Annotated in this window: 19 protein-coding genes; 18 read left to right on the top strand and 1 reads right to left on the bottom strand. The window is 61.3% G+C overall.

All coding sequences use genetic code 11. The features are described 5' to 3' along the window. Positions 1–129: 129 nt before the first annotated feature. From ASD70_RS19225 to ASD70_RS19210, 4 genes are all read left to right on the top strand, one after another. Entirely contained in the window at positions 130–3,207 is a 3,078-nt protein-coding gene (locus ASD70_RS19225; RefSeq protein ID WP_056847178.1) for a DUF2339 domain-containing protein, read from the top strand. A gap of 95 nt (positions 3,208–3,302) precedes the next feature. Next, on the top strand, positions 3,303–4,313 hold the full coding sequence (locus tag ASD70_RS19220) for a class 1 fructose-bisphosphatase (protein ID WP_034117301.1): 1,011 nt from the start codon (positions 3,303–3,305) through the stop codon (positions 4,311–4,313). A 176-nt stretch (positions 4,314–4,489) separates the two neighbouring features. After that, positions 4,490–4,744 carry a lipoprotein gene (locus tag ASD70_RS19215; protein ID WP_043047281.1) on the top strand — a complete coding sequence of 85 codons (255 nt, stop codon included), beginning with the start codon at positions 4,490–4,492 and terminating at the stop codon, positions 4,742–4,744. 30 nt (positions 4,745–4,774) lie between these two features. Then, a complete protein-coding gene (locus tag ASD70_RS19210) occupies positions 4,775–5,344 on the top strand; it encodes a lipocalin family protein (protein ID WP_056847177.1) in 570 nt (189 codons plus the stop codon). Between the two features lie 111 nt (positions 5,345–5,455). On the opposite strand, the gene ASD70_RS19205 is transcribed toward ASD70_RS19210, so the two are convergent. Beyond that, positions 5,456–6,820: a formimidoylglutamate deiminase gene (locus ASD70_RS19205; protein ID WP_056847176.1), complete on the bottom strand. Its 1,365-nt coding sequence runs from the start codon at positions 6,818–6,820 to the stop codon at positions 5,456–5,458. Between the two features lie 147 nt (positions 6,821–6,967). Between ASD70_RS19205 and hutC the strand changes: the two genes are divergently transcribed. The 14 genes from hutC to dtd all read left to right on the top strand — a co-directional run bounded on the left by hutC (position 6,968) and on the right by dtd (position 23,138). Next, positions 6,968–7,678 (top strand): histidine utilization repressor, encoded by a 711-nt coding sequence (gene hutC / locus ASD70_RS19200; protein ID WP_236708731.1) that lies wholly within the window; start codon positions 6,968–6,970, stop codon positions 7,676–7,678. After that, positions 7,675–8,235, top strand: a complete 561-nt coding sequence (locus ASD70_RS19195) for a HutD/Ves family protein (protein ID WP_056847175.1) — start codon at positions 7,675–7,677, stop codon at positions 8,233–8,235. Before hutC ends, ASD70_RS19195 begins: the two co-directional genes overlap by 4 nt. A 405-nt stretch (positions 8,236–8,640) precedes the next feature. Next, positions 8,641–10,314 carry a urocanate hydratase gene (gene hutU, locus ASD70_RS19190; protein WP_056847174.1) on the top strand — a complete coding sequence of 558 codons (1,674 nt, stop codon included), beginning with the start codon at positions 8,641–8,643 and terminating at the stop codon, positions 10,312–10,314. Between the two features lie 130 nt (positions 10,315–10,444). Continuing rightward, the gene (locus ASD70_RS19185; RefSeq protein ID WP_056847173.1) at positions 10,445–11,890 is read left to right on the top strand and encodes a purine-cytosine permease family protein; all 1,446 of its coding nucleotides are present in this window, start codon (positions 10,445–10,447) and stop codon (positions 11,888–11,890) included. A gap of 69 nt (positions 11,891–11,959) precedes the next feature. Beyond that, positions 11,960–12,925: an ABC transporter substrate-binding protein gene (locus ASD70_RS19180; protein WP_046070522.1), complete on the top strand. Its 966-nt coding sequence runs from the start codon at positions 11,960–11,962 to the stop codon at positions 12,923–12,925. 71 nt (positions 12,926–12,996) lie between these two features. Next, positions 12,997–13,848, top strand: coding sequence for an ABC transporter permease (locus ASD70_RS19175; RefSeq protein WP_034108788.1), 852 nt, complete (start codon positions 12,997–12,999; stop codon positions 13,846–13,848). Next, the gene (locus tag ASD70_RS19170; protein WP_056847172.1) at positions 13,845–14,669 is read left to right on the top strand and encodes a quaternary amine ABC transporter ATP-binding protein; all 825 of its coding nucleotides are present in this window, start codon (positions 13,845–13,847) and stop codon (positions 14,667–14,669) included. The genes ASD70_RS19175 and ASD70_RS19170 overlap by 4 nt, the downstream gene beginning before the upstream one ends. 143 nt (positions 14,670–14,812) lie before the next feature. Further along, positions 14,813–16,321, top strand: a complete 1,509-nt coding sequence (locus ASD70_RS19165; protein ID WP_056847291.1) for an HAL/PAL/TAL family ammonia-lyase — start codon at positions 14,813–14,815, stop codon at positions 16,319–16,321. 32 nt (positions 16,322–16,353) lie between these two features. Further along, complete coding sequence (gene hutH, locus ASD70_RS19160) at positions 16,354–17,886, top strand: histidine ammonia-lyase (protein WP_056847171.1); 1,533 nt, start codon at positions 16,354–16,356, stop codon at positions 17,884–17,886. A 161-nt stretch (positions 17,887–18,047) separates the two neighbouring features. Next, positions 18,048–19,457: an amino acid permease gene (locus tag ASD70_RS19155; RefSeq protein WP_056847170.1), complete on the top strand. Its 1,410-nt coding sequence runs from the start codon at positions 18,048–18,050 to the stop codon at positions 19,455–19,457. A 15-nt stretch (positions 19,458–19,472) separates the two neighbouring features. Continuing rightward, positions 19,473–20,678, top strand: coding sequence for an imidazolonepropionase (gene hutI / locus ASD70_RS19150; RefSeq protein ID WP_056847169.1), 1,206 nt, complete (start codon positions 19,473–19,475; stop codon positions 20,676–20,678). A gap of 11 nt (positions 20,679–20,689) precedes the next feature. Then, positions 20,690–21,490, top strand: coding sequence for an N-formylglutamate deformylase (hutG, locus tag ASD70_RS19145; RefSeq protein WP_056847168.1), 801 nt, complete (start codon positions 20,690–20,692; stop codon positions 21,488–21,490). A gap of 242 nt (positions 21,491–21,732) precedes the next feature. Further along, positions 21,733–22,704 carry a prolyl aminopeptidase gene (gene pip / locus ASD70_RS19140; RefSeq protein WP_056847167.1) on the top strand — a complete coding sequence of 324 codons (972 nt, stop codon included), beginning with the start codon at positions 21,733–21,735 and terminating at the stop codon, positions 22,702–22,704. Then, entirely contained in the window at positions 22,701–23,138 is a 438-nt protein-coding gene (gene dtd, locus ASD70_RS19135) for a D-aminoacyl-tRNA deacylase (RefSeq protein WP_043047266.1), read from the top strand. The genes pip and dtd overlap by 4 nt, the downstream gene beginning before the upstream one ends. The last annotated feature ends 41 nt before the right edge of the window (positions 23,139–23,179 follow it).

Below are 23,179 nucleotides of genomic sequence, written 5' to 3'. Positions count from 1 at the left end.
GCTTGCCCCCGATGACGGAGTGTCAGCATTGAATGTATCAGCTGATCCACCGCTATCGGGGGCAAGCCCCCTCCCACATTGCTTCTGCGTCGATATACTGGCCTTCGGTTCGCTCAGGGAATATCGACCATGCAATGGATTTTCATGCTGATTGGCGTGGTACTCGGCTGGGCGCTCGATGAGTCTTTCAGCGATGCGGGTATCGGTGCATTGTTTGGGTTGGGCATCGGCCAGGCGCTCCGCCTGTCGCAGTTGTCGGCCCAGGCGCAGCAGCAGGCCAGTCAGTTGGAAACCATGCAGAAGGCGCTGATAGCCTTGGGCGAGCGCCTGCGGCAGCTGGAAGTGCCCACGCCGACCAGCAACGTTGCAGCCGACCCCCCTGTGCCTGAGCCGACCCCTGTCGTCAAACCGTCCGAACTGGTTTGGGAGCTGCCTGCTGAATTGACGCCTGTGGCCATAATTGCCGAGCCGAGCCGGCCGCTACCGGATGACGCCTGGGCGCCTGCCGCCGCGCCACGCGCCCCCGAACCACTGCGCAGTCCCACGCTGTTCGAACGCGCCATCACCGCTGCACGCAATTGGCTGTTCGGCGGCAATACCGTGCTGCGTGTCGGTTTGGTGCTGTTGTTCCTTGGCCTGGCGTTCCTGCTTCGCTACGCCACGGAAGGCATGGTGGTGCCGATCCAGCTGCGGTACGCCGGAGTAGCGACGGCTGCCATCGGCCTGCTGGGCCTGGGCTGGTGGTTGCGGCGACGTAACAGTAATTACGGCCTGATGCTGCAAGGCGCCGGTATCGCAGTGCTGTACCTGACGGTATTCGCCGCAATGCGCTTGCACCCGTTGATCGACCCGGGCACGGCGTTTGGCCTGTTGGTGGTCGTCACCGTTTTTTCCGCGATTCTGGCGCTCACTCAAGATGCGTTGGGCCTGGCCTGCGCGGCCGTGCTGGGCGGTTTTGCTGCGCCGCTCCTGGCGTCTACCGGTGCCGGCAGCCATGTGACGTTGTTCAGCTACTTCGCCCTGCTCAATGCCGGCATCCTTGCCATCGCCTGGTTCAAGGCTTGGCGCCCACTCAACCTGATCGGCTTTGTCGGCACTTTCGGTATCGGCTTCGTCTGGGGTGTGCGTGCCTATACGCCGGACATGTTGTGGAGCACTGAGCCGTTCCTGATTGTATTTTTCCTGATGTACCTGGCCGTAGGCTTGTTGTTTGCCTGGCGCAAATTGCACGAGATGGCCGATGCGCCCGAGGATGACAGCCGTGGCGCATGGCTGCGCTGGTCGGCGGCCAAGGGCGATTATGTTGACGGCAGCCTGTTGTTCGGTCCGCCGTTAGTGGGCTTTGGGTTGCAGTTCGCATTGGTACAGCACCTGGAATTTGCCGCAGCGTTCAGTGCCTTGGCACTGGGCATTCTCTACATGGCCCTGGCGCGCTGGCTGAGCGGCGGGCGTACCTTGTTGCTGGCGCAAACCTGCCTGGCCCTTGGGGTGATTTTCGTCAGCCTGGCGATTCCCCTGGGGCTTGATGCGCGTTGGACCACGGCGGCCTGGGCAGTAGAGGGCGCCGGAATCTTCTGGCTCGGCTTGCGCCAACAGCGGCTATTGGCGCGGGCATTTGCCTTGTTGCTGCAGCTGGGCTCGGCACTGGCGTTTTTCAGCGAGTTGCGTCCCGGTACAGACACGCTGCTGGAGGGGCCGGCACTGAGTGCGTTGTTGCTAGGCGCAGCGTTGCTGTTCACGTTTTATCAGGTTCACAAAGCTGCGCTTGAGCTCGCCCACGCCTGGGAACGTAAAGGCGCACCGTGGCTTGCGGCGCTCGGCCTGGGCTGTGGATATCTACTGGCGCCGTTGCTGTGGTCGACCCAGGGCAGCGTTATCGGCTGGGCGCTCGCCGGCCTGGTGACGGTGTGGGCAGGCCGGCGGCTCGGTTCGCAGACTTGGGTGCGTTGTGCCGTGGCCGTGCAACTGCTCAGCGGCATCAGCTTTGCGCTCGACCCCGTCAGTAATTTCTACACACCGATGATCATTGCCCTGGCAGCAATGACCAGTGCCTGGTGTTTGCGGCATCAGCAATCGACCCGCAGCTCCAAACTGCTGCTGGGCTGGGGCGTGGTGTGGTGGGGGTTGGCGGTGCTCGGCGAAGTGTGGCGCTCAGCCCCGACGGATTGGCACGCGACCTGGTTATACGCGGCAGCGGCACTCAGCACGGGGCTGTGGTGCTGGCTGGCGCTGCGCCTGCGTTGGGTGGCGCTCGGGGCGGTGTGCACCTTGCTGATGCCGGTTGCCGGTATGGTGCTGCTTGGCACATGGGACGAGTACTACCATCCGGCCGCCAACCTCGCCGGGTTGGCATGGGTGGCGGTTTACGTGCTGCACTTCGTTTCACTGCGCCGCCTGGCGTTGCTGGTGCCGCAGCAAGCGCTGAGTGTTGCCCATGTGCTCGGCTGCTGGATGTTGATCGGCGTGCTGACGCTGGAGCTGCGCTACGGCCTGATGCAGCTGTCGAGCGAGTACAACGCCTGGCGCTGGCTGGGTTGGGCGATTCTGCCAAGTCTGTATCTGATGCTCGCGGCGGCACCACGTGCCTGGCCGTGGCCGGTGTCGGGCTATCCGCGTGAGTACCGCGTGCTGGCCGCGCTACCCCTGGCCGCATTGATGCTGGGGTGGTTCTGGCTGGCGAATATGTTCAGCGACGGTACCGCCAAACCGATGCCCTACGTGCCGCTGATCAGCCCGCTGGACCTGGGCCTGCTGTTTGCGTTGCTCGGGGTGTACCTGTGGTCGCGCAGCGTGGCGCCGCAACGCGGGTCGCAAGTGACATTAATCGCCCAGGCGGTGGTGGGTGCCTCGTTGTTTGCTTTCTTTACCGCGCTGGTGATGCGCACCGCGCACCATTGGAGCGGTGTGCCGTTCCATTTGGATGCGCTGCTGGAGTCGATGCGGGTCCAGGCAGGGTTGTCGATTATTTGGACCCTGATCGCCCTCGGCCTGATGATCGGCGGTCACCTGCGCCATCGTCGCGAAGTATGGCTGGTCGGTGCGGTGCTGATTGCGGTGGTGGTGGCCAAGCTGTTCTTTGTCGAGTTGAGTAACCGCGGCGGCCTGGCGCGGATCGTGTCGTTCATCGGCGTGGGTGGGTTGCTGCTGGTGGTGGGGTATTTCGCACCGCTGCCGCCCAAGCGGGCTGAGCCTGCGGGCAGGCCTTGAACTCTATTGGAGTTAAATCCTCTGATTAGAGGAAATACACCTCGACTCGCGCTAAACTGCGCGGGTTTTCAGCCCCCCATTCTCCGGAGCCGTCCATGTCCCGCGTTACCCTGAGTCGCTATTTGATCGAGCAGACCCGCAGCAACAACACGCCTGCTGATCTGCGCTTCCTTATCGAAGTGGTGGCGCGTGCTTGCAAGGAAATCAGCCACGCCGTATCCAAAGGCGCCCTCGGTGGCGTGCTGGGCAGCATGGGCACTGAAAACGTGCAGGGCGAAGTGCAGAAGAAACTCGACGTAATCTCCAACGAGATCCTGCTCGAAGCCAACGAATGGGGCGGTCACCTGGCTGGCATGGCGTCCGAAGAAATGGACAATGCCTACCAGATCCCGGGCAAATACCCGAAAGGCGCGTACCTGCTGGTATTCGATCCACTGGACGGCTCGTCCAACATCGATATCAACGCACCAGTCGGCACCATCTTCTCGGTACTGCGTTGCCCAAGCGAATACCTGAGCCAGAACGAAGCCCTGAACGAAAAGGCCTTCCTGCAGCCAGGCACTGAGCAGGTGGCTGCCGGCTATGCGATCTACGGCCCACAGACCATGTTGGTGCTGACCCTGGGCGACGGCGTCAAGGGCTTCACCCTCGACCGCGAAATGGGCAGCTTTGTGCTGACCCACGAAGACATTTCGATTCCTGCCTCTACCCAGGAATTTGCGATCAACATGTCCAACCAGCGTCACTGGGAAGAGCCGGTGAAACGTTACGTCAACGAGCTGATGGAAGGCGAAGAAGGCCCGTTGAAAAAGAACTTCAACATGCGCTGGGTCGCTGCGATGGTGGCCGACGTGCACCGTATCCTGACCCGTGGTGGCCTGTTCATGTACCCACGCGACAGCCGTGAGCCATCCAAACCGGGCAAACTGCGTTTGATGTACGAAGCCAACCCGATGTCGTTCCTGGTCGAGCAGGCGGGCGGTGCGTCCACCGATGGCCACCAGCGTATCCTCGATATCCAGCCTGAGGGCCTGCACCAGCGCGTGGCGGTGTTCCTGGGTTCGAAGGAAGAAGTTGAGCGTGTGACCGGCTACCACAAGAAGTAATACACGGCGATAAATTATCCGCCGTGTTGTGAGGCCGTTCACCCTTGAAGAAGCCCCGAAACGTTTCAGCGTTTGCGGGGCTTTTTTGTTTTCGCTCGTCGGGAACCAGACACCTCTTTTCCCTTCTAAGCTTCTGGCAGATACCCCAGCTGCTTTGTCTCTCCAGGAGCTTTTCCATGTCTTTACGCCGTCTCGCCCTGCTGGCTTTTTGCGTGCTGTTAGCCGCTTGCAGCAAGGTCACTCAAGAAAACTACCAGAAACTGTCGGCTGGCATGGCCAAGGCCGAGGTGGAGTCGTTGCTGGGCAAGCCGACCGATTGTTCCGGCGCACTGGGCATGTCCAGCTGCACCTGGGGCGATAAAAACAGCTTTATCAGCGTGCAATACGCCGGTGACAAAGTTCTGATGTTTTCCGGGCAAGGCCTGAAGTAAACCGGGGCGCGAGCCTGCGGGAGAAGAAGAATGATGCGTTTTGTTTTGTTCCTTTGCGCCAGCCTGTTTTTGGCGGGCTGTGCCAGCCATTCTGGCGATGATCTGCAACCCAAGACTGCGAGCAACGTCAACCTCAAGCGTTACCAGGGCACCTGGTATGAGTTGGCCCGATTGCCCATGTACTTCCAGCGCAACTGCGCGCAATCCGAAGCGCGCTATACCCTGCTGCCAGATGGCGACATGTCGGTGTTCAACCGCTGCCTGACAACTGAGTGGAAGTGGCAGGAAGCCAAAGGCACGGCCACGCCGCAAGTGCCCGGCAAGACCGACAAGCTTTGGGTCGAATTCAATAACTGGTTCACGTCACTGCTGCCGGGCGTCGCCAAGGGCGATTACTGGGTGCTGTATGTGAGCGATGACTACAAGACCGCCATCGTCGGCAGCCCGAGCCGGCGCTATATGTGGATCCTGTCGCGCACGCCGACGGTGAGCGCCGATACCCGCGAAGACTTGCTCAGTAGGGCGCGGCAGCAGGGGTATGACACCACGCGGTTGATCTGGCGTACTTCAGATAAACAAATGGCCAAGACTTCGCAGTAATTAAATGTGGGAGGGGGCTTGCTCCCGATGCAGTGTGTCAGCCAGTACATCTGATACTGACACACCGCTATCGGGAGCAAGCCCCCTCCCACATGTGTTAGGTGTTGGCCGTTAGCCCAACAAAGCCTTCAAGACCTGGGTGAATGCCCGGTTGCTTTCCTCTTCACCGGCATGCCGCCCATCCCGCACCACCCACTTGCCATTGACCAGCACATCGCGCACCTGCCGATCACCGCCGGCGAACAACCAGCGGTTGAGAATTGCGTCCTCGGTAGCTGTGGCCAGGTACGGATCGTTACCGTCCAGCACGATCCAATCCGCACGCTTACCCACTTCCAAGCGACCAATCGGCTGGCCCAGCGCCTGTGCGCCACCGTCCAGCGCAGCATTGAACAGCGTGCGCCCAACCATCGGCTGATCACTGCGATACAGGCGATTACGCCGTTGATCGCGCAGGCGCTGGCCGTATTCCAACCAACGCAGTTCTTCCACCACGCTCAGTGATACATGGCTGTCGGACCCGATACCCATGCGTCCACCCTGGGCGAGGAAATCCACCGCCGGAAAAATCCCATCGCCCAGGTTCGCCTCGGTGGTCAGGCACAAACCGGCAATCGCCCGGCTCTTGGCCATACGTGTCACTTCATCGGGGTCGGCATGGGTGGCGTGCACCAGGCACCAGCGTTCATCCACCTCGACATTGTCATACAGCCACTGCAATGGGCGCTTGCCGCTCCAGGCCAGGCAATCGTCGACTTCTTTTTGCTGCTCCGCGATATGGATATGCACCGGACAAGTCTTGTCACTGGCGGCCAGGACGTCGTGGATTTGCTGGGGGATGACGGCGCGCAGAGAGTGGAAACACAGTCCCAGTCGTTGCGCGGGTTGTGCCGCCAGGATCGGCTGCAAGCGTGCTTGCAGGTCCAGGTAGTTTTCGGTGCTGTTGATAAAACGGCGCTGGCCTTCATTCGGCGCCTGGCCGCCGAAGCCTGAGTGGGTATAGAGCACCGGCACCAACGTCAGGCCGATCCCGCTGTTGGCGGCCGCCAGGCTGATCTGGCGCGACAGCTCGGTACGGTCGGCGTAGGGCTGGCCGCTGACATCGTGGTGCACGTAATGAAACTCGGCCACCGAGGTGTAGCCGGCCTTGAGCATTTCGATATACAGCTGGCGGGCGATGACCTGCAATTGCTCGGGGCTGATCTTGCCGACCATGCGGTACATCAGGTCGCGCCACGTCCAGAAACTGTCATTGGGGTTGCCAGCCACTTCGGCCAGACCTGCCATTGCGCGCTGGAAGGCATGGGAATGCAGGTTTGGCATGCCCGCCAATACCGGGCCCCTGAGCCGTTCGGCAGCGTCTGCACTGGCATTGGGCTCAACCTGGGTCAGCAGGCCATCGGCGCTGACTTCAAGACGTACATCGTTGGCCCATCCATTAGGCAGCAGCGCGCGTTCGGCAAAGAAAGCGGACATGATCAAGGCACCCCGGTCGTGTGTTTATTTGTATATACATATACAGACGTTTGCCTGCTCGGTAAACTCCGGCAATCTATGCATCTTTTCTTCCTGCAAGGATTCCCTGTGCCGACTCCGCCCGCCAAGTCTTCGCTGGCTGCCCACATGGACGAAAGTCCGGCGCCCTTGTATGCCCGCGTCAAACAGATGATCAGCCAGCAGATCCTCAACGGCAACTGGCCGCCCCATTACCGCGTGCCGTCGGAGAGCGAGCTGGTCAGCCAGTTGGGCTTCAGCCGCATGACCATCAACCGCGCACTGCGCGAACTGACCGCCGAAGGGATGTTGGTGCGCATGCAAGGTGTGGGCACGTTTGTCGCCGAACCGAAGAGCCAGTCAGCGCTGTTTGAAGTGCACAACATTGCCGATGAAATTGCCTCCCGCGGGCATCGGCACACGTGCCAGGTCATCACCCTGGGCGAAGAAGCCGCCGGTTCCGAGCGTGCCGTGGCCCTGGAAATGCGCGAAGGCGGGCGGGTGTTTCATTCGTTGATCGTGCATTACGAGAACGACATTCCCGTGCAAATCGAAGACCGTTTCGTCAACGCCCTGGTCGCGCCGGACTACTTGCAGCAGGACTTCACCCAGCAAACCCCATATGCCTACTTGAATCAGGTAGCGCCATTGACCGAGGGCGAGCATGTGGTTGAGGCGATTCTTGCCGACGCCGCCGAGTGCAAGTTGTTGCAGATCGAGCCGAGCGAGCCGTGCCTGTTGATTCGTCGCCGCACCTGGTCGGGTCGCCAGCCGGTAACCGCTGCGCGCTTGATCCATCCAGGCTCCCGTCACAGCCTCGAAGGACGTTTCAGTAAATGAGTGAAATCAAGGTCTGGCGCGCCGCCGACTACGTACGCATGCCGTGGAAAAACGGTGGCGGCAGTACCGAAGAAATCAGCCGTGATGAGGGCGCTGGCCTGGATGGGTTTGGCTGGCGCCTATCGATTGCCGATATTGCGGAGTCGGGTGGTTTCTCCACCTTCGCCGGCTACCAGCGTGTGATCACGGTGATCAAAGGCGCGGGCATGGTACTGACCGTGGACGGCGAGGAGCAGCGTGGTTTGTTACCGTTGCAGCCGTTCGCGTTCCAAGGTGAAAGCCAGGTGTCCTGCCGCTTGATCACGGGGCCGATCCGCGACTTCAATCTGATCTACTCGCCTGAGCGTTACCATGCGCGCTTGCAGTGGATTGACGGTGTACAGCGATTCTTCAGCACGGCGCAGACGGTGCTGGTGTTCAGCGTGGCGGATGAAGTGAAGGTGTTGGGCGAGAAGCTCGGCCATCACGATTGCCTGCAAGTAGACGGTAATGTTGGCCTGCTGGATATATCGGTCACCGGCCGTTGCTGCCTGATCGAACTGACCGCACGCGGTTGAAAAATGTGGGAGGGGGCTTGCTCTCGATAGCGGTGGTTCAGTCAATTGATAGGTGACTGATAAACCGCTATCGGGAGCAAGCCCCCTCCCACATTTTGTTTTGTGTGATCCATAGATCTGTTTCCAGCCTGCGCACCAATTTGTTACTTAATGCCCCAGCGTGACGCAAAGCTGCGCTGTCGTGACAAATCCCTCTTGCCGTAAAACATCTCCGTAAGAAATTTCATCAAGCTTCGAAGCCTTTATTTTCAAGGCCTTTGCTCGTCTTCGGAAAAAATCTGCAGGGCTCACTCCAAGAGTTGGCCGCTCGATTGCATATGCTTGTACATACAAGTAAAGATGTGTGCGTAAGACTCTCCTTCGCACCATCCATGTTCGCGCATCGATCGCCGAGGAGTTCTAGCAGTGACCAAGTCTACAAAATACCGTGACGTCGAAATCCGCGCCGCCCGCGGTAACAAGCTCACCGCCAAAAGCTGGCTGACTGAAGCGCCGCTGCGCATGCTGATGAACAACCTCGATCCACAAGTGGCCGAGAACCCGAAAGAACTGGTGGTGTACGGCGGTATTGGCCGTGCGGCGCGCAATTGGGAGTGCTACGACCAGATCGTCGAGAGCCTCACCAACCTGAACGACGACGAAACCCTGCTGGTGCAATCGGGTAAACCGGTCGGCGTGTTCAAGACCCACAGCAATGCCCCCCGCGTGCTGATCGCCAACTCCAACCTGGTGCCGCACTGGGCCAGCTGGGAACACTTCAACGAACTGGATGCCAAGGGCTTGGCCATGTACGGCCAGATGACCGCCGGCAGCTGGATCTACATCGGCAGCCAGGGCATCGTTCAGGGCACCTACGAAACCTTCGTCGAGGCCGGTCGCCAGCATTACAACAGCGACCTCACCGGCCGCTGGGTGCTCACCGCCGGTCTCGGCGGCATGGGCGGGGCCCAGCCGCTGGCGGCAACCCTGGCTGGCGCCTGCTCGCTGAACATCGAATGCCAGCAGGTCAGCATCGATTTCCGCCTGAGCAGCCGTTATGTCGACGAGCAAGCTACCGACCTCGACGACGCCCTGGCGCGCATTGCCAAGTACACCAAGGAAGGCAAGGCTATCTCCATCGCCCTGCTGGGCAACGCCGCCGAAATCCTGCCGGAACTGGTCAAGCGTGGCGTACGTCCGGACATGGTCACCGACCAGACCAGCGCCCACGACCCGCTTAACGGCTACCTGCCAGCCGGCTGGACCTGGGACGAATACCGCGCCCGCGCCAAGACCGAGCCTGCCGCCGTGATCAAGGCCGCCAAACAGTCGATGGCCGTGCACGTCAAAGCCATGCTGGAATTCCAGAAGCAGGGCATCCCGACCTTCGACTACGGCAACAACATCCGCCAGATGGCCCAGGAAGAAGGGGTGGAAAACGCCTTCGACTTCCCGGGTTTCGTACCGGCCTATATCCGCCCATTGTTCTGCCGTGGCATCGGCCCGTTCCGTTGGGCTGCACTGTCCGGCGACCCGCAGGACATCTACAAGACCGACGCCAAAGTCAAAGAGCTGATCCCGGACGATGCCCACCTGCACAACTGGCTGGACATGGCTCGCGAACGCATCAGCTTCCAGGGCTTGCCGGCTCGTATCTGCTGGGTTGGCCTGGGTCAGCGCGCCAAGCTCGGCCTGGCCTTCAACGAAATGGTACGCAGCGGCGAGCTTTCTGCGCCGGTCGTGATCGGCCGTGACCATCTGGACTCCGGCTCGGTCGCCAGCCCGAACCGCGAAACCGAAGCCATGCAGGACGGTTCCGACGCCGTGTCCGACTGGCCGCTGCTTAACGCCTTGCTCAACACCGCCAGCGGCGCGACCTGGGTCTCGCTGCACCACGGCGGTGGTGTGGGCATGGGCTTCTCTCAACACTCCGGCATGGTGATCGTCTGCGACGGCACCGACGAAGCGGCTGAGCGAATTGCCCGCGTGCTGCATAACGACCCGGCGACCGGGGTGATGCGTCATGCCGATGCCGGTTACCAGATCGCTATCGATTGCGCCAAGGAACAGGGCCTCAACCTGCCGATGATCAACGGCTGACGCACCCACTGTAGGAGCGAGCTTGCTCGCGAAGGTATTCCAGGCGCATCGCTGCGTTGAATGTACGTTTTTCGCGAGCAAGCTCGCTCCTACAGAAAAGCATCGAACAATCCATCAGAGGTTGAACCCCATGGCTGCGAATGACACCACCCCGTTGATCGAAAGGCGCTCGATCGACTATATCCCGGAAGCGGAAAGACACGGTCGTCTATTCAGCCAGTTCACCCTGTGGATGGGGGCCAACCTGCAAATCACCGCGATTGTCACCGGGGCCCTGGCCGTGGTGCTGGGTGGTGATGTGTTCTGGTCGTTGATCGGCCTGCTGGTCGGTCAACTGATTGGCGGCGGCGTCATGGCCTTGCATGCGGCCCAAGGCCCCAAGCTTGGCCTGCCGCAGATGATTTCCAGCCGGGTGCAGTTCGGCGTGTATGGCGCGGCCATCCCGATCGTGCTGGTGTGCTTGATGTACCTGGGTTTCACTGCAACCGGCACCGTGCTGTCGGGTCAGGCGCTGGGACAGTTGTTTGGGGTCAGCGACAGTGTCGGCATCCTGATTTTCGCCAGCGTCATCGTGCTGGTCACCGTGCTGGGTTATCGGGTGATCCATTTCATCGGCCGTATCGCCAGCGTCATTGGCGTGATTGCCTTTGTCTACCTGTTCAGTCGCCTGATGAGCCAGACCGACGTTGGCACACTTCTGCAGATCCGCCATTTCAGCTGGAGCAGTTTTCTGCTGGCCGTGTCGCTCGCGGCATCCTGGCAGATCGCTTTCGGCCCGTACGTGGCGGATTATTCGCGTTACCTGCCGAGCAGGACCTCATCGGTGAAAACCTTTCTCGCCGCTGGTGCAGGTTCGGTCGTCGGTGCACAGGTGGCGATGGTCCTTGGCGTGTTTGCCGCGGCGATGTCCAACGGGCAGTTCGCCGGTCACGAAGTGGCCTACATCGTGGGCCTGAGCGGTACGGGCGCCACCGCTGCATTGCTGTACTTCAGCATCGCGTTCGGCAAGGTCACCATCTCCACGCTCAACTCCTACGGCAGCTTCATGTGCATTGCGACCATCATCAGCGGCTTTCGTGGCCGCCTGGAGGTCACGCGTATGCAACGCCTAGTGTTCGTGCTCGCCATCGTCGGTACGGCAACCCTGATCGCCCTGCTCGGCCAGCACTCGTTCCTCGGTGCGTTCAAGTCGTTCATCCTGTTCCTGCTGGCGTTCTTTACGCCCTGGAGTGCGATCAACCTGGTGGATTACTACTGCATCACCCGCGAGCGCTATGACGTGCCGGCACTGGCCGACCCGAACGGCCGCTACGGGCGCTGGAACCTGCTGGGTATCAGCGTCTATGTCTTCGGCGTGCTGGTGCAGCTGCCGTTCATCGCCACCAAGTTCTACACCGGCCCTTTGGTGGCCGCGCTGGGTGGCGTGGATATTTCCTGGATCATCGGCCTGGTACTGCCGGCGGCCCTGTATTACGTGTGTGCGAAAAAATGGCACGGCACGGTACCCGATCACCTGATCCTGCCAAAAGAGCAGGGCGCTTTACCCACAACAAACGGGCTGGCTGCACAAGCCTGATGGGACGTGGACAGGGCAGGACGCCTACTGACTGCCGTAATCCATTTCATGATTGGGAGCGTCACAACAATGACTATGAATAAGACCTTGCTGGCTACCTTGTTCTCGGCTGGCTTGCTGGCAAGCGCCGGCGCCCAGGCGGCCGGCTGGTGCGAATCCGGCAAACCGGTGAAATTCGCCGGCCTGAACTGGGAAAGCGGCATGTTGCTCACCGACATCCTGCAAACCGTGCTGGAAAAAGGCTACGACTGCAAAACCGACAGCCTGCCGGGCAACTCCATCACCATGGAAAACGCCCTGGGCAGTAACGATATCCAAGTGTTTGCCGAGGAGTGGGTAGGCCGCAGCGAGGTCTGGAACAAGGCCGAGAAGGCCGGCAAGGTCGTGGGCGTCGGTGCCCCGGTCGTCGGTGCGGTCGAAGGCTGGTACGTACCGCGTTATGTGATCGAAGGCGACGCCAAGCGCAAGCTGGAAGCCAAGGCCCCGGACCTGAAAAGCATCGCCGACCTGGCCAAGTACGCCTCGGTGTTCAAGGACCAGGAAGAGCCCTCCAAGGGCCGTTTCTACAACTGCCCGGCCGGCTGGACCTGTGAGCTGGACAACAGCGAAATGCTCAAGAGCTACGGCCTGGAAAGCACCTATACCAACTTCCGCCCGGGCACCGGCCCGGCGCTGGACGCGGCGGTGCTGTCGAGCTACAAGCGTGGCGAGCCGATCCTGTTCTACTACTGGTCGCCGACGCCGCTGATGGGCCAGGTCGACCTGGTCAAGCTGGAAGAAAAGCCCGGTGTGGATAAAAGCGTGACCATCAAGGTCGGCCTGTCCAAGACTTTCCACGAACAAGCCCCGGAACTGGTGGCCGTGCTGGAAAAGGTCAACCTGCCCATCGACCTGCTGAACCAGAACCTCGGTCGTATGGCCAAGGAGCGGATTGAGTCGCCAAAACTGGCGAAAATTTTCCTCAAGGAACATCCTGAAGTCTGGCACGCCTGGGTGAGCGACGACGCAGCCAAGAAAATCGAAGCGGCCTTGTAGGTCAAGTGTGCGCGGCTACCCTCAAGGGTGGCCGGGCGGCTGGCCACAACCCACTGGATCGAGAGCACTATATGTTTCCTGAGAGTTTTACGTTTTCCATCGCCGACTGGGTCAACGGTTGGGTGGACTCGCTGGTTACCAACTACGGCGATGTGTTCCGGCACATTTCCGACACCCTGCTATGGGCCATCGTCAACCTGGAAGGGTTGCTGCGCATGGCGCCTTGGTGGCTGATGCTGGCCATCGTCGGCGGCGTTGCCTGGCACGCCACGCGCAAGCTGGTAACCACGGCGGTGATCGTCGGTTTGCTGTTCCTGGTGGGCGCGGTTGGCCTGTGGGACAAGCTGATGCAAACCCTGGCACTGATGATGGTCGCCACGGTGATTTCGGTGCTGATCGGTATTCCCCTGGGCATCCTGTCGGCGCGCAGCAATCGCCTGCGTTCGGTGCTGATGCCACTGCTCGACATCATGCAGACCATGCCCAGCTTCGTGTACCTGATCCCGGTGCTGATGCTGTTCGGCCTGGGTAAGGTCCCGGCGATCTTCGCCACGGTGATCTACGCCGCACCGCCGCTGATCCGCCTGACGGACCTGGGCATTCGCCAGGTCGATGGCGAAGTCATGGAGGCCATCAATGCCTTTGGCGCCAACCGCTGGCAGCAACTGTTCGGCGTGCAACTGCCGCTGGCGTTGCCGAGCATCATGGCCGGGATCAACCAGACCACCATGATGGCGCTGTCGATGGTGGTGATTGCCTCGATGATCGGCGCCCGTGGCTTGGGCGAAGACGTGCTTGTCGGCATCCAGACCCTCAACGTCGGCCGTGGCCTTGAAGCCGGGCTGGCGATCGTGATTCTCGCAGTGGTCATTGACCGCATTACCCAGGCTTATGGCCGCCCACGGCATGAGGCGAGCAAATGACGACTGTCAGCAAAATCGAAGTCAAAAACGTCTTCAAGATCTTCGGCACCCGTTCCAAGGACGCCCTGGCGATGGTCGGCCAGGGCAAGACCAAGGACCAGGTACTGGCCGAGACCGGCTGCGTGGTCGGCGTGAATGACCTGTCCCTGAGCATCGGCACTGGTGAGATCTTCGTGATCATGGGCCTGTCAGGTTCCGGTAAATCCACCCTGGTACGCCATTTCAATCGCCTGATCGACCCCACCAGCGGCGCGATCCTGGTGGACGGCGAAGACATCCTGCAACTGGACATGGAAGCGCTGCGCCAATTCCGCCGGCACAAGATCAGCATGGTGTTCCAGAGCTTTGGTCTGTTGCCCCACAAGAGCGTGCTCGACAACGTTGCCTACGGCCTGAAAGTACGCGGCGAAACCAAGCAGGTGTGTGCCGAGCGCGCCCTGCACTGGATCGAAACCGTAGGCCTCAAGGGCTACGAAAACAAATACCCGCACCAGCTTTCCGGCGGCATGCGCCAGCGTGTGGGCCTGGCCCGGGCCTTGGCGGCCGACACCGACATCATCCTGATGGACGAGGCCTTCAGCGCCCTCGACCCGCTGATCCGCGCCGAGATGCAGGACCAGTTGCTCGAGCTGCAAAAGACCCTGCACAAGACCATCGTGTTTATCACCCACGACCTCGACGAGGCCGTACGCATCGGCAACCGCATTGCGATTCTCAAGGACGGCAAGCTGATCCAGGTCGGCACGCCGCGGGAGATTTTGCATTCGCCGGCGGACGAGTATGTGGATCGCTTTGTTCAGCGGCGGGCGGCGGTGGTCTGAGCCGGGATTTGTGGTGAGGCTGCTGGCCCTATCGGGAGCAAGCCCCCTCCCACATTTTGAACTGTGAACACCTTTAAAGGTGGGAGGGGGCTTGCTCCCGATGGGGCCGCTAAGGCTGCACAAGAATTGAAGAAGGTATGAAGATGCCCCAGGCAACAACAATCATCATCGCCGACACCCCGATGCGCTGGCAGGACGTGGCCGCCGTGGCTCGCCATGGCGCCGTGCTCGAGCTCTCGGGCCAGGCCTGGGCGCGCATCGACAACGCCCAGGCCATCGTGCAACGCATCGTCGCCAGCGGCGAGCGCGCCTACGGCGTCAATACCGGCCTGGGCGCCTTGTGCAACGTGTCGCTCAAAGACGAGCAACTGAGCCAGCTGTCGCGCAATACACTGCTGAGCCACGCCTGTGGCGTCGGCCCGGTGCTCAGCGACGAGCAGACCCGCGCAATCATCTGCGCGGCGATCATCAACTACAGCCACGGCAAGTCCGGCCTGCATCCGCAGGTGGTGCACTCGTTGCTGGCGCTGCTCAATCACGGCATCACCCCACAAGTGCCGTCCCAGGGTTCGGTGGGTTACCTGACCCACATGGCCCATGTCGGCGTGGCCTTGCTCGGCGTCGGCAATGTGAGCTATCGCGGCCAGGTGGTCACGGCGCAACACGCTTTGCAGGCTGAAGGCTTGCACCCCGTGGTGCTCGGCGCCAAGGACGGTCTGTGCCTGGTCAACGGCACGCCGTGCATGACCGGCCTGAGCTGTTTGGCCCTCGCCGATGCCCACCCTATGCTGCAATGGGCCGATGTGATCGGAGCCATGAGCTTTGAAGCACAGCGTGGCCAGATAGATGCTTTTGACGAAGAAATCATCGCCCTCAAGCCGCATCCGGGCATGCAGCAGGTCGGCAGCAACCTGCGAGCCTTGCTCGACGGCAGCGAAGTCATCGCCAGCAGCAAAGGTATTCGCACCCAGGACGCCCTGAGCATCCGCTCGATCCCGCAGATCCACGGCGCCGCTCGCGATCAGCTTGAGCACGCCACTCGCCAGATCGAGACTGAACTCAACAGCGCCACGGACAACCCACTGCTGCTTGGCACGCCGGATAACTATCGCGTGGTATCCCAGGCCAACCCGCACGGCCAGTCCGTAGCGCTGGCGGCGGACATGCTGGCGATTGCCATGGCCGAAATCGGCTCGGTGGCCGAACGCCGCCTGGACCGCCTGATCAACCCGCACGTCAGCGGCTTGCCGGCGTTCCTGGTCAGTAACCCCGGGGTCAACTCCGGGATGATGATCGTGCAGTACGTCGCCGCTTCCTTGTGCGGGCAGAACCGCCAACTGGCGCAACCGGCGGTGCTCGACAACTTCGTCACCTCGGGCCTGCAGGAAGACCACTTGAGCATGGGCACCAACGCCGCGCTCAAGCTGCACCAGGTGCTGGCCAACGTCACCCAGATCCTCGCCATCGAGTATCTGCTGGCAGCCCAGGCGTTCGAATTCCTCAAGGACCAGCGCTTCGGCGTGGGCACCGACCACGCCTGGCGCTTGTTGCGCGAAGTGGTCCCCGCTTACGAGCAGGACCGTTGGCTGGCGCCGGATATTGCCGCCGCTGCCCAGTTGCTTAAAGGCACTGCGTTACCGAATTTGCACTGAACACCTAAGAATAATTCACAAGGAGAACGAATGTGACTGCGCTAAACCTGATTCCAGGCCAACTGACCCTCGCCCAGCTGCGGGCCATCTACCAGCAGCCGGTAACCCTCAGCCTGGATGACAGCGCCTCGGCCCAGATTGAAGCCAGCGTCGCCTGTGTGGAGCAGATTCTCGCCGAGAACCGCACCGCTTACGGCATCAACACCGGTTTCGGCCTGCTGGCCTCGACCCGCATCGCCAGTGAAGACCTGGAAAACCTCCAGCGTTCCCTGGTGCTGTCCCACGCCGCCGGCGTCGGTGAGCCGATCAGCGATGCGCTGGTGCGGCTGGTCATGGTGCTCAAGGTCAACAGCCTCAGCCGCGGGTTCTCCGGGATCCGTCGCCAGGTGATCGACGCGCTGATCGCGCTGATCAACGCCGAGGTGTACCCGCACATTCCGCTGAAAGGTTCGGTCGGCGCCTCTGGTGATCTGGCGCCGTTGGCGCATATGTCCCTGGTGCTGCTTGGCGAAGGCAAAGCGCGTTACAAGGGCGAATGGCTGGAAGCCACCGCAGCCCTGAAAGTTGCTGGCCTTACACCGCTGACCCTGGCCGCCAAAGAAGGCCTGGCCTTGCTCAACGGCACCCAGGTATCCACCGCTTACGCATTGCGCGGCCTGTTCGAAGGTGAAGACCTATTTGCTGGCGCGCTCACCTGTGGCGGCCTCACCGTGGAGGCCGTACTGGGTTCGCGCTCGCCGTTCGATGCGCGTATTCATGCGGCGCGTGGCCAGCGTGGGCAGATCGATGCGGCTGCGGCCTATCGTGACCTGTTGGGCGAAAGCAGCCAGGTGTCGCAGTCGCACCAGAACTGCGACAAGGTCCAAGACCCTTACTCCCTGCGTTGCCAGCCACAGGTCATGGGCGCCTGCCTGACCCAGTTCCGCCAGGCTGCCGAAGTGCTGGTGGTGGAAGCCAACGCGGTATCGGATAACCCGCTGGTATTTGCCGCCGAAGGCGATGTGATTTCCGGTGGCAACTTCCACGCCGAACCGGTGGCCATGGCCGCTGACAACATGGCCTTGGCCATCGCCGAAATAGGTTCCCTGAGCGAGCGGCGCATCTCGCTGATGATGGACAAGCACATGTCGCAACTGCCGCCGTTCCTGGTAGGCAATGGTGGGGTGAACTCCGGTTTCATGATTGCCCAGGTCACTGCCGCTGCACTCGCCAGCGAGAACAAGGCATTGTCCCATCCCCATAGCGTCGACAGCCTGCCGACCTCGGCGAACCAGGAAGACCACGTCTCCATGGCCCCGGCCGCGGGCAAGCGCCTGTGGGAAATGGCTGAGAACACCCGTGGCATTCTCGCGGTGGAATGGCTTGCAGCGTGCCAGGGCCTGGACCTGCGCGACGGGTTGAAAACCTCGCCTGCGCTTGAAAAGGCCCGGAACATGCTGCGCGACAAAGTAGCGTTCTACGACAAGGACCGCTTCTTTGCCCCGGACATCAATGCCGCCAGCGAACTGCTTGCCACCCGTTGCCTGAATGAGCTGGTGCCGGCCAAGTTGCTGCCAAGCTTGTAAGCACGACCGCCTTCACTGTAGGAGCGAGCTTGCTCGCGAAAATCGCCAACGATTACGCGGTAAACCTGACATCCATCAGCGCTCTCAGGTTTTTCGCGAGCAAGCTCGCTCCTACAGGTGAGGTCGCGTTTTTCTCAGGATAAGAATAATAGGGAAGAGAAATGCACCAACAAGAAAAGGGTTTGAAACGCGGGCTCAATGCCCGACATATTCGCTTCATGGCGCTGGGTTCCGCGATCGGCACCGGGCTGTTCTACGGCTCTGCCTCCGCCATCCAGATGGCCGGCCCCGCCGTGCTGCTGGCTTACCTGATCGGCGGCGCCGCGGTGTTCATGGTGATGCGCGCCCTCGGTGAAATGGCTGTGCACAACCCGGTGTCCGGCTCCTTCGGCCAGTACGCCAGCACCTACTTGGGGCCAATGGCCGGGTTTATCCTCGGCTGGACCTATGCGTTTGAAATGATCATCGTCTGCCTGGCCGACGTCACCGCCTTCGGCATCTACATGGGCTTCTGGTTTCCTGAGGTCGCCCGTTGGGTCTGGGTGCTGGGCATCGTGTTTTTGATCGGCGGCCTTAACCTGTGCAACGTCAAGGTTTTTGGCGAGATGGAGTTCTGGCTGTCACTGCTCAAGGTCGGCGCTATCGTGGCGATGATCCTTGGCGGGTTTGGCATCATGCTGTTCGGCATTCATTCGGCGGGTGAAACCCAGGCCAGTGGCCTGAGCAACCTGTGGGCCCACGGCGGCTTCATGCCCAACGGCGTCGGCGGGTTGATCGCCTCGTTTGCGGTAGTGATGTTTGCCTTTGGCGGGATCGAAATCATCGGCATCACGGCCGGCGAAGCCAAGGACCCGCAGCGGGTGATCCCCAAGGCGATCAACGCGGTGCCGCTGCGTATCCTGTTGTTCTACGTGCTGACTCTGTTCGTGTTGATGGCGATCTACCCATGGCCGCAGATCGGCAGCCAGGGCAGCCCGTTCGTGCAGATCTTCAGCAACCTGGGCATAGGCTCGGCAGCGACCATTCTCAATATTGTGGTGATCTCGGCGGCCGTGTCGGCGATCAACAGCGACATCTTCGGCGCTGGCCGCATGATGTACGGCCTGGCCCAGCAAGGGCAGGCGCCCAAGGGTTTTGCGCAGTTGTCCAGGCAGGGCGTGCCGTGGATGACTGTAGTGGTGATGGGCGCCGCGTTGCTCGGCGGTGTGGTGCTCAACTACCTGATCCCGGAAAACGTGTTCCTGCTGATCGCGTCGATTGCCACCTTCGCCACCGTGTGGGTGTGGCTGATGATTTTGTTCACCCAGGTCGCCATGCGTCGCTCCATGACCAAGGAACAGGTCGCCGAGCTGAAATTCCCGGTACCGTTCTGGCCCTATGCGCCGGCAGCGGCCATTGTGTTCATGCTGTTTGTGTTTGGCGTGCTCGGTTACTTCCCGGACACCCAGGCGGCCTTGATGGTCGGCGCCGTGTGGATCGTGCTGCTGATCCTCGCTTACTTGCTGTGGGTCAAGCCCGCCGCCGGGCAAACGGCCAGGGTCCACTACGACCCGGCCTTGTCTCATCGATAACTTAGGGAGGCGTTGATGAAAACCCTTTGGCACCACTGCCACGTCGCAACCATGGCCCAGGGCAAATACTCGATCATCGAGGACGCCGCCATGGTGACTGTCGGCTCGCTCATCGAGTGGGTCGGCCCCCGCAGCAAGGCACCCACGGTGGATTACGCCCAGGTGCATGACCTGCAAGGCGCGTGGGTCACCCCCGGGCTGATCGATTGCCACACCCACACGGTGTTCGGCGGTAATCGCAGCGGCGAATTCGAGCAGCGCCTCCAAGGCGTCAGCTACGCCGACATCGCGGCCAAGGGCGGCGGTATTGCCAGCACCGTGCGTGCCACCCGCGCTGCCACGGAAGATGAACTGTTTGCCAGCGCTGAAAAGCGCCTGCGCAGTCTGTTGCGTGACGGCGTGACCACGGTGGAGATCAAATCCGGCTACGGCCTGGACCTGGCCAACGAACGCAAGATGCTGCGCGTGGCCCGGCGCCTGGGTGAAGCGCTGCCAGTCAGTGTGCGCGCCACGTGCCTGGCCGCCCACGCGTTGCCGCCGGAATACAAAGACCGCGCCGACGCCTACATCGAGCACATCTGCACCGAGATGCTGCCGGCCCTGGCTGCAGAAGGGTTGGTGGATGCGGTGGACGCCTTCTGCGAATACCTGGCGTTTTCCCCGGAGCAGGTTGAGCGTGTATTTAAAGTCGCCCAGCAGCTCGGCCTGCCGGTGAAGCTGCACGCCGAGCAACTCTCGTCCCTGCACGGTTCAAGCCTGGCGGCGCGTTACCACGCGCTGTCGGCGGACCACCTGGAGTTCATGACCGAAGACGACGCCATCGCCATGGCTGCTGCCGGCACCGTCGCCGTCTTGCTACCGGGGGCTTTCTACTTCCTGCGTGAAACCCAGTTGCCGCCGATGGAGGCCCTGCGCAAGCACGGGGTGAAGATCGCCATTGCCAGCGACCTCAACCCTGGCACCTCGCCGGCGTTGTCGGTGCGCCTGATGCTGAACATGGCCTGCACCCTGTTCCGCATGACCCCGGAAGAAGCCCTGGCCGGCGCCACGCAGCATGCGGCTACCGCGTTGGGCATGGGCGACACCCATGGTTCCCTGGAAGTGGGCAAAGTTGCGGATTTTGTCGCCTGGCAGATCGATCGTCCCGCCGACCTGGCCTACTGGCTGGGCGGCGAACTGGATAAACGCGTCGTGCGCCATGGCGTCGATGTCACTGTTTAAGGAGCTCTGTTGTGGATAAGGTCCTGACATTCAAACAAGGCCGCGTACCGCTGCTGATCAGCATGCCCCACGCCGGCCTGCGCCTGACGCCTGCGGTCGAGGCCGGGTTGATCCCCGAGGCGCAAAGTCTGCCGGACACCGACTGGCATATCCCCTTACTGTACGACTTTGCCGAAGAACTGGGCGCCAGCACCCTGGCCGCGGAGTACTCGCGGTTTGTCATCGACTTGAACAGGCCCTCGGATAACAAGCCGCTTTATGCAGGCGCCACCACCGGCCTGTACCCGGAGACGCTGTTCGATGGCGTGCCGTTGTTCCGTGAAGGGCAGACGCCCTCCGAAGAAGAGCGCGCGAGCTACCTGCAAAAGATCTGGGGTCCTTATCACCGCCAGCTGCAAGAGGAACTGGCGCGCCTCAAGGCCGAGTTTGGCTACGCGCTGCTGTTCGATGCGCACTCGATCCGCTCGGTGATCCCGCACCTGTTCGACGGCAAGTTGCCGGACTTCAACCTCGGTACCTTCAACGGCGCCGCATGCGATCCGGAACTGGCCAGCCAGCTCGAAGCCATCTGCGCCGCGCATCCCCAGTACACCCATGTGCTGAACGGGCGTTTCAAGGGCGGCCACATCACCCGGCACTACGGCGACCCGGCGCAGGATGTCCATGCCGTGCAATTGGAGTTGTGCCAGAGCGCGTATATGGAGGAGTTTGAGCCGTTTCGCTATCGTCCCGACCTGGCCGAACCGACCCAGGTGGTGTTGAAGCAACTGCTGCAAGGGTTTTTGTCTTGGGGGCAAAGCCGGTACCGATGATTCAGGGTGTGGCTCAAATAGCTATCGGGAGCAAGCCCCCTCCCACATTTTGACTGCGTTCACACAGTCCAAATGTCGGAGGGGCTGGAGGGGTCGACTGTAGGATTATCTGCGGAGCGAACTGCTGACACAGGTCTAAGTGCTCAAGGACATGCTCATTGCACAATTCGGGTTTATGATGCCTGACGGCAAAATAATAGACGTCCCCCCAGGGATGAACCCGACACCCTACGGAGCGCGCAATGCAGACTTGGTACCCGCAGATCAAACCCTACGCCCGGCATGATCTGGCTGTCGATGACACCCACACCCTGTATGTCGATGAAAGTGGCTCCCCCGAAGGCTTGCCTGTCGTGTTCATCCACGGTGGCCCAGGTGCCGGTTGCGACGCCCAGAGCCGCTGCTATTTCGACCCGAACCTGTACCATATTGTGACCTTCGACCAGCGTGGCTGCGGTCGCTCGACCCCGCGTGCCAACCTCGAAAACAACACCACCTGGGATCTGGTCGCCGACCTTGAGCGCATCCGCGAGCACCTGGGCATCGACAAATGGGTACTGTTCGGTGGTTCCTGGGGCTCGACCCTGGCCCTGGCCTACGCGCAAACCCATCCCGAGCGCGTGCTTGGCCTGATCGTGCGCGGCATCTTCCTCGCCCGCCCGCAGGACATCCACTGGTTCTACCAGGAGGGTGCGAGCCGCCTGTTCCCGGATTACTGGCAGGACTACCTGGCGCCGATCCCGGTGGAAGAGCGCCACGACATGATCGCCGCCTACCACAAGCGCCTGATCGGCAACGACCAGATCGCCCAGATGCACGCAGCCAAGGCCTGGTCTGGTTGGGAAGGGCGCATGCTTGGCCTGTGCCCGAGCCCGCAGCATGTCGAGCGCTTCTCCGAGCCGCAGCGCGCCTTGTCCATTGCCCGCATCGAATGCCATTACTTCACCAACAACTCCTTCCTGGAACCCAACCAGCTGATTCGCGATATGCACAAGATCGCTCATCTGCCCGGCGTCATCATCCACGGTCGCTACGATATGATCTGCCCGTTGGATAACGCCTGGGAGCTGCATCAGGCCTGGCCCAACAGCGAGCTACAGGTGATTCGCGAGGCCGGGCACGCGGCCTCCGAGCCGGGTATCACCGACGCTTTGGTGCGAGCGACCGGCGAAATGGCACGGCGCCTGCTTGATCTGCCCCCTGAAGAAGCATGAAGGGCCTGTTGCAGCGGGTGCGTGGCGCCCGCGTCGAAGTTGCCGGGGAGGTCGTGGGCGCGATTGACCAGGGTTTGCTGGTGCTGGTCGCCGTCGAACCTTCAGATACGCCCGAGAGCGCCGACAAACTGTTGCACAAGCTGCTTAACTATCGGGTGTTCAGCGACGACGAGGGCAAGATGAACCTGTCGCTCAAGGATATCGGCGGCGGTTTGCTGCTGGTGTCGCAGTTCACCCTGGCGGCGGATACAAAAAGCGGGCTGCGGCCAAGTTTCTCCACGGCGGCCCCACCGGCCCTGGGAGCGGCGCTTTTTGAGCACTTGTTGTTACAAGCGCAACAATTGCATGGCAAGGTGGCTTCAGGGCGTTTTGGCGCCGATATGCAGGTGCATTTGGTCAATGATGGCCCTGTGACCTTCCTCTTACAGACATGAATGTATTAAAAACGACTTTAATGCTGAAAAACGCAGGTTTT

Source organism: Pseudomonas sp. Root569 (assembly GCF_001427465.1).
Classification (GTDB): Bacteria; Pseudomonadota; Gammaproteobacteria; order Pseudomonadales; family Pseudomonadaceae; genus Aquipseudomonas; species Aquipseudomonas synxantha.
Note: the sequence above shows the minus strand (reverse complement) of the source record. Positions and strands in the feature narration are given on the sequence as shown.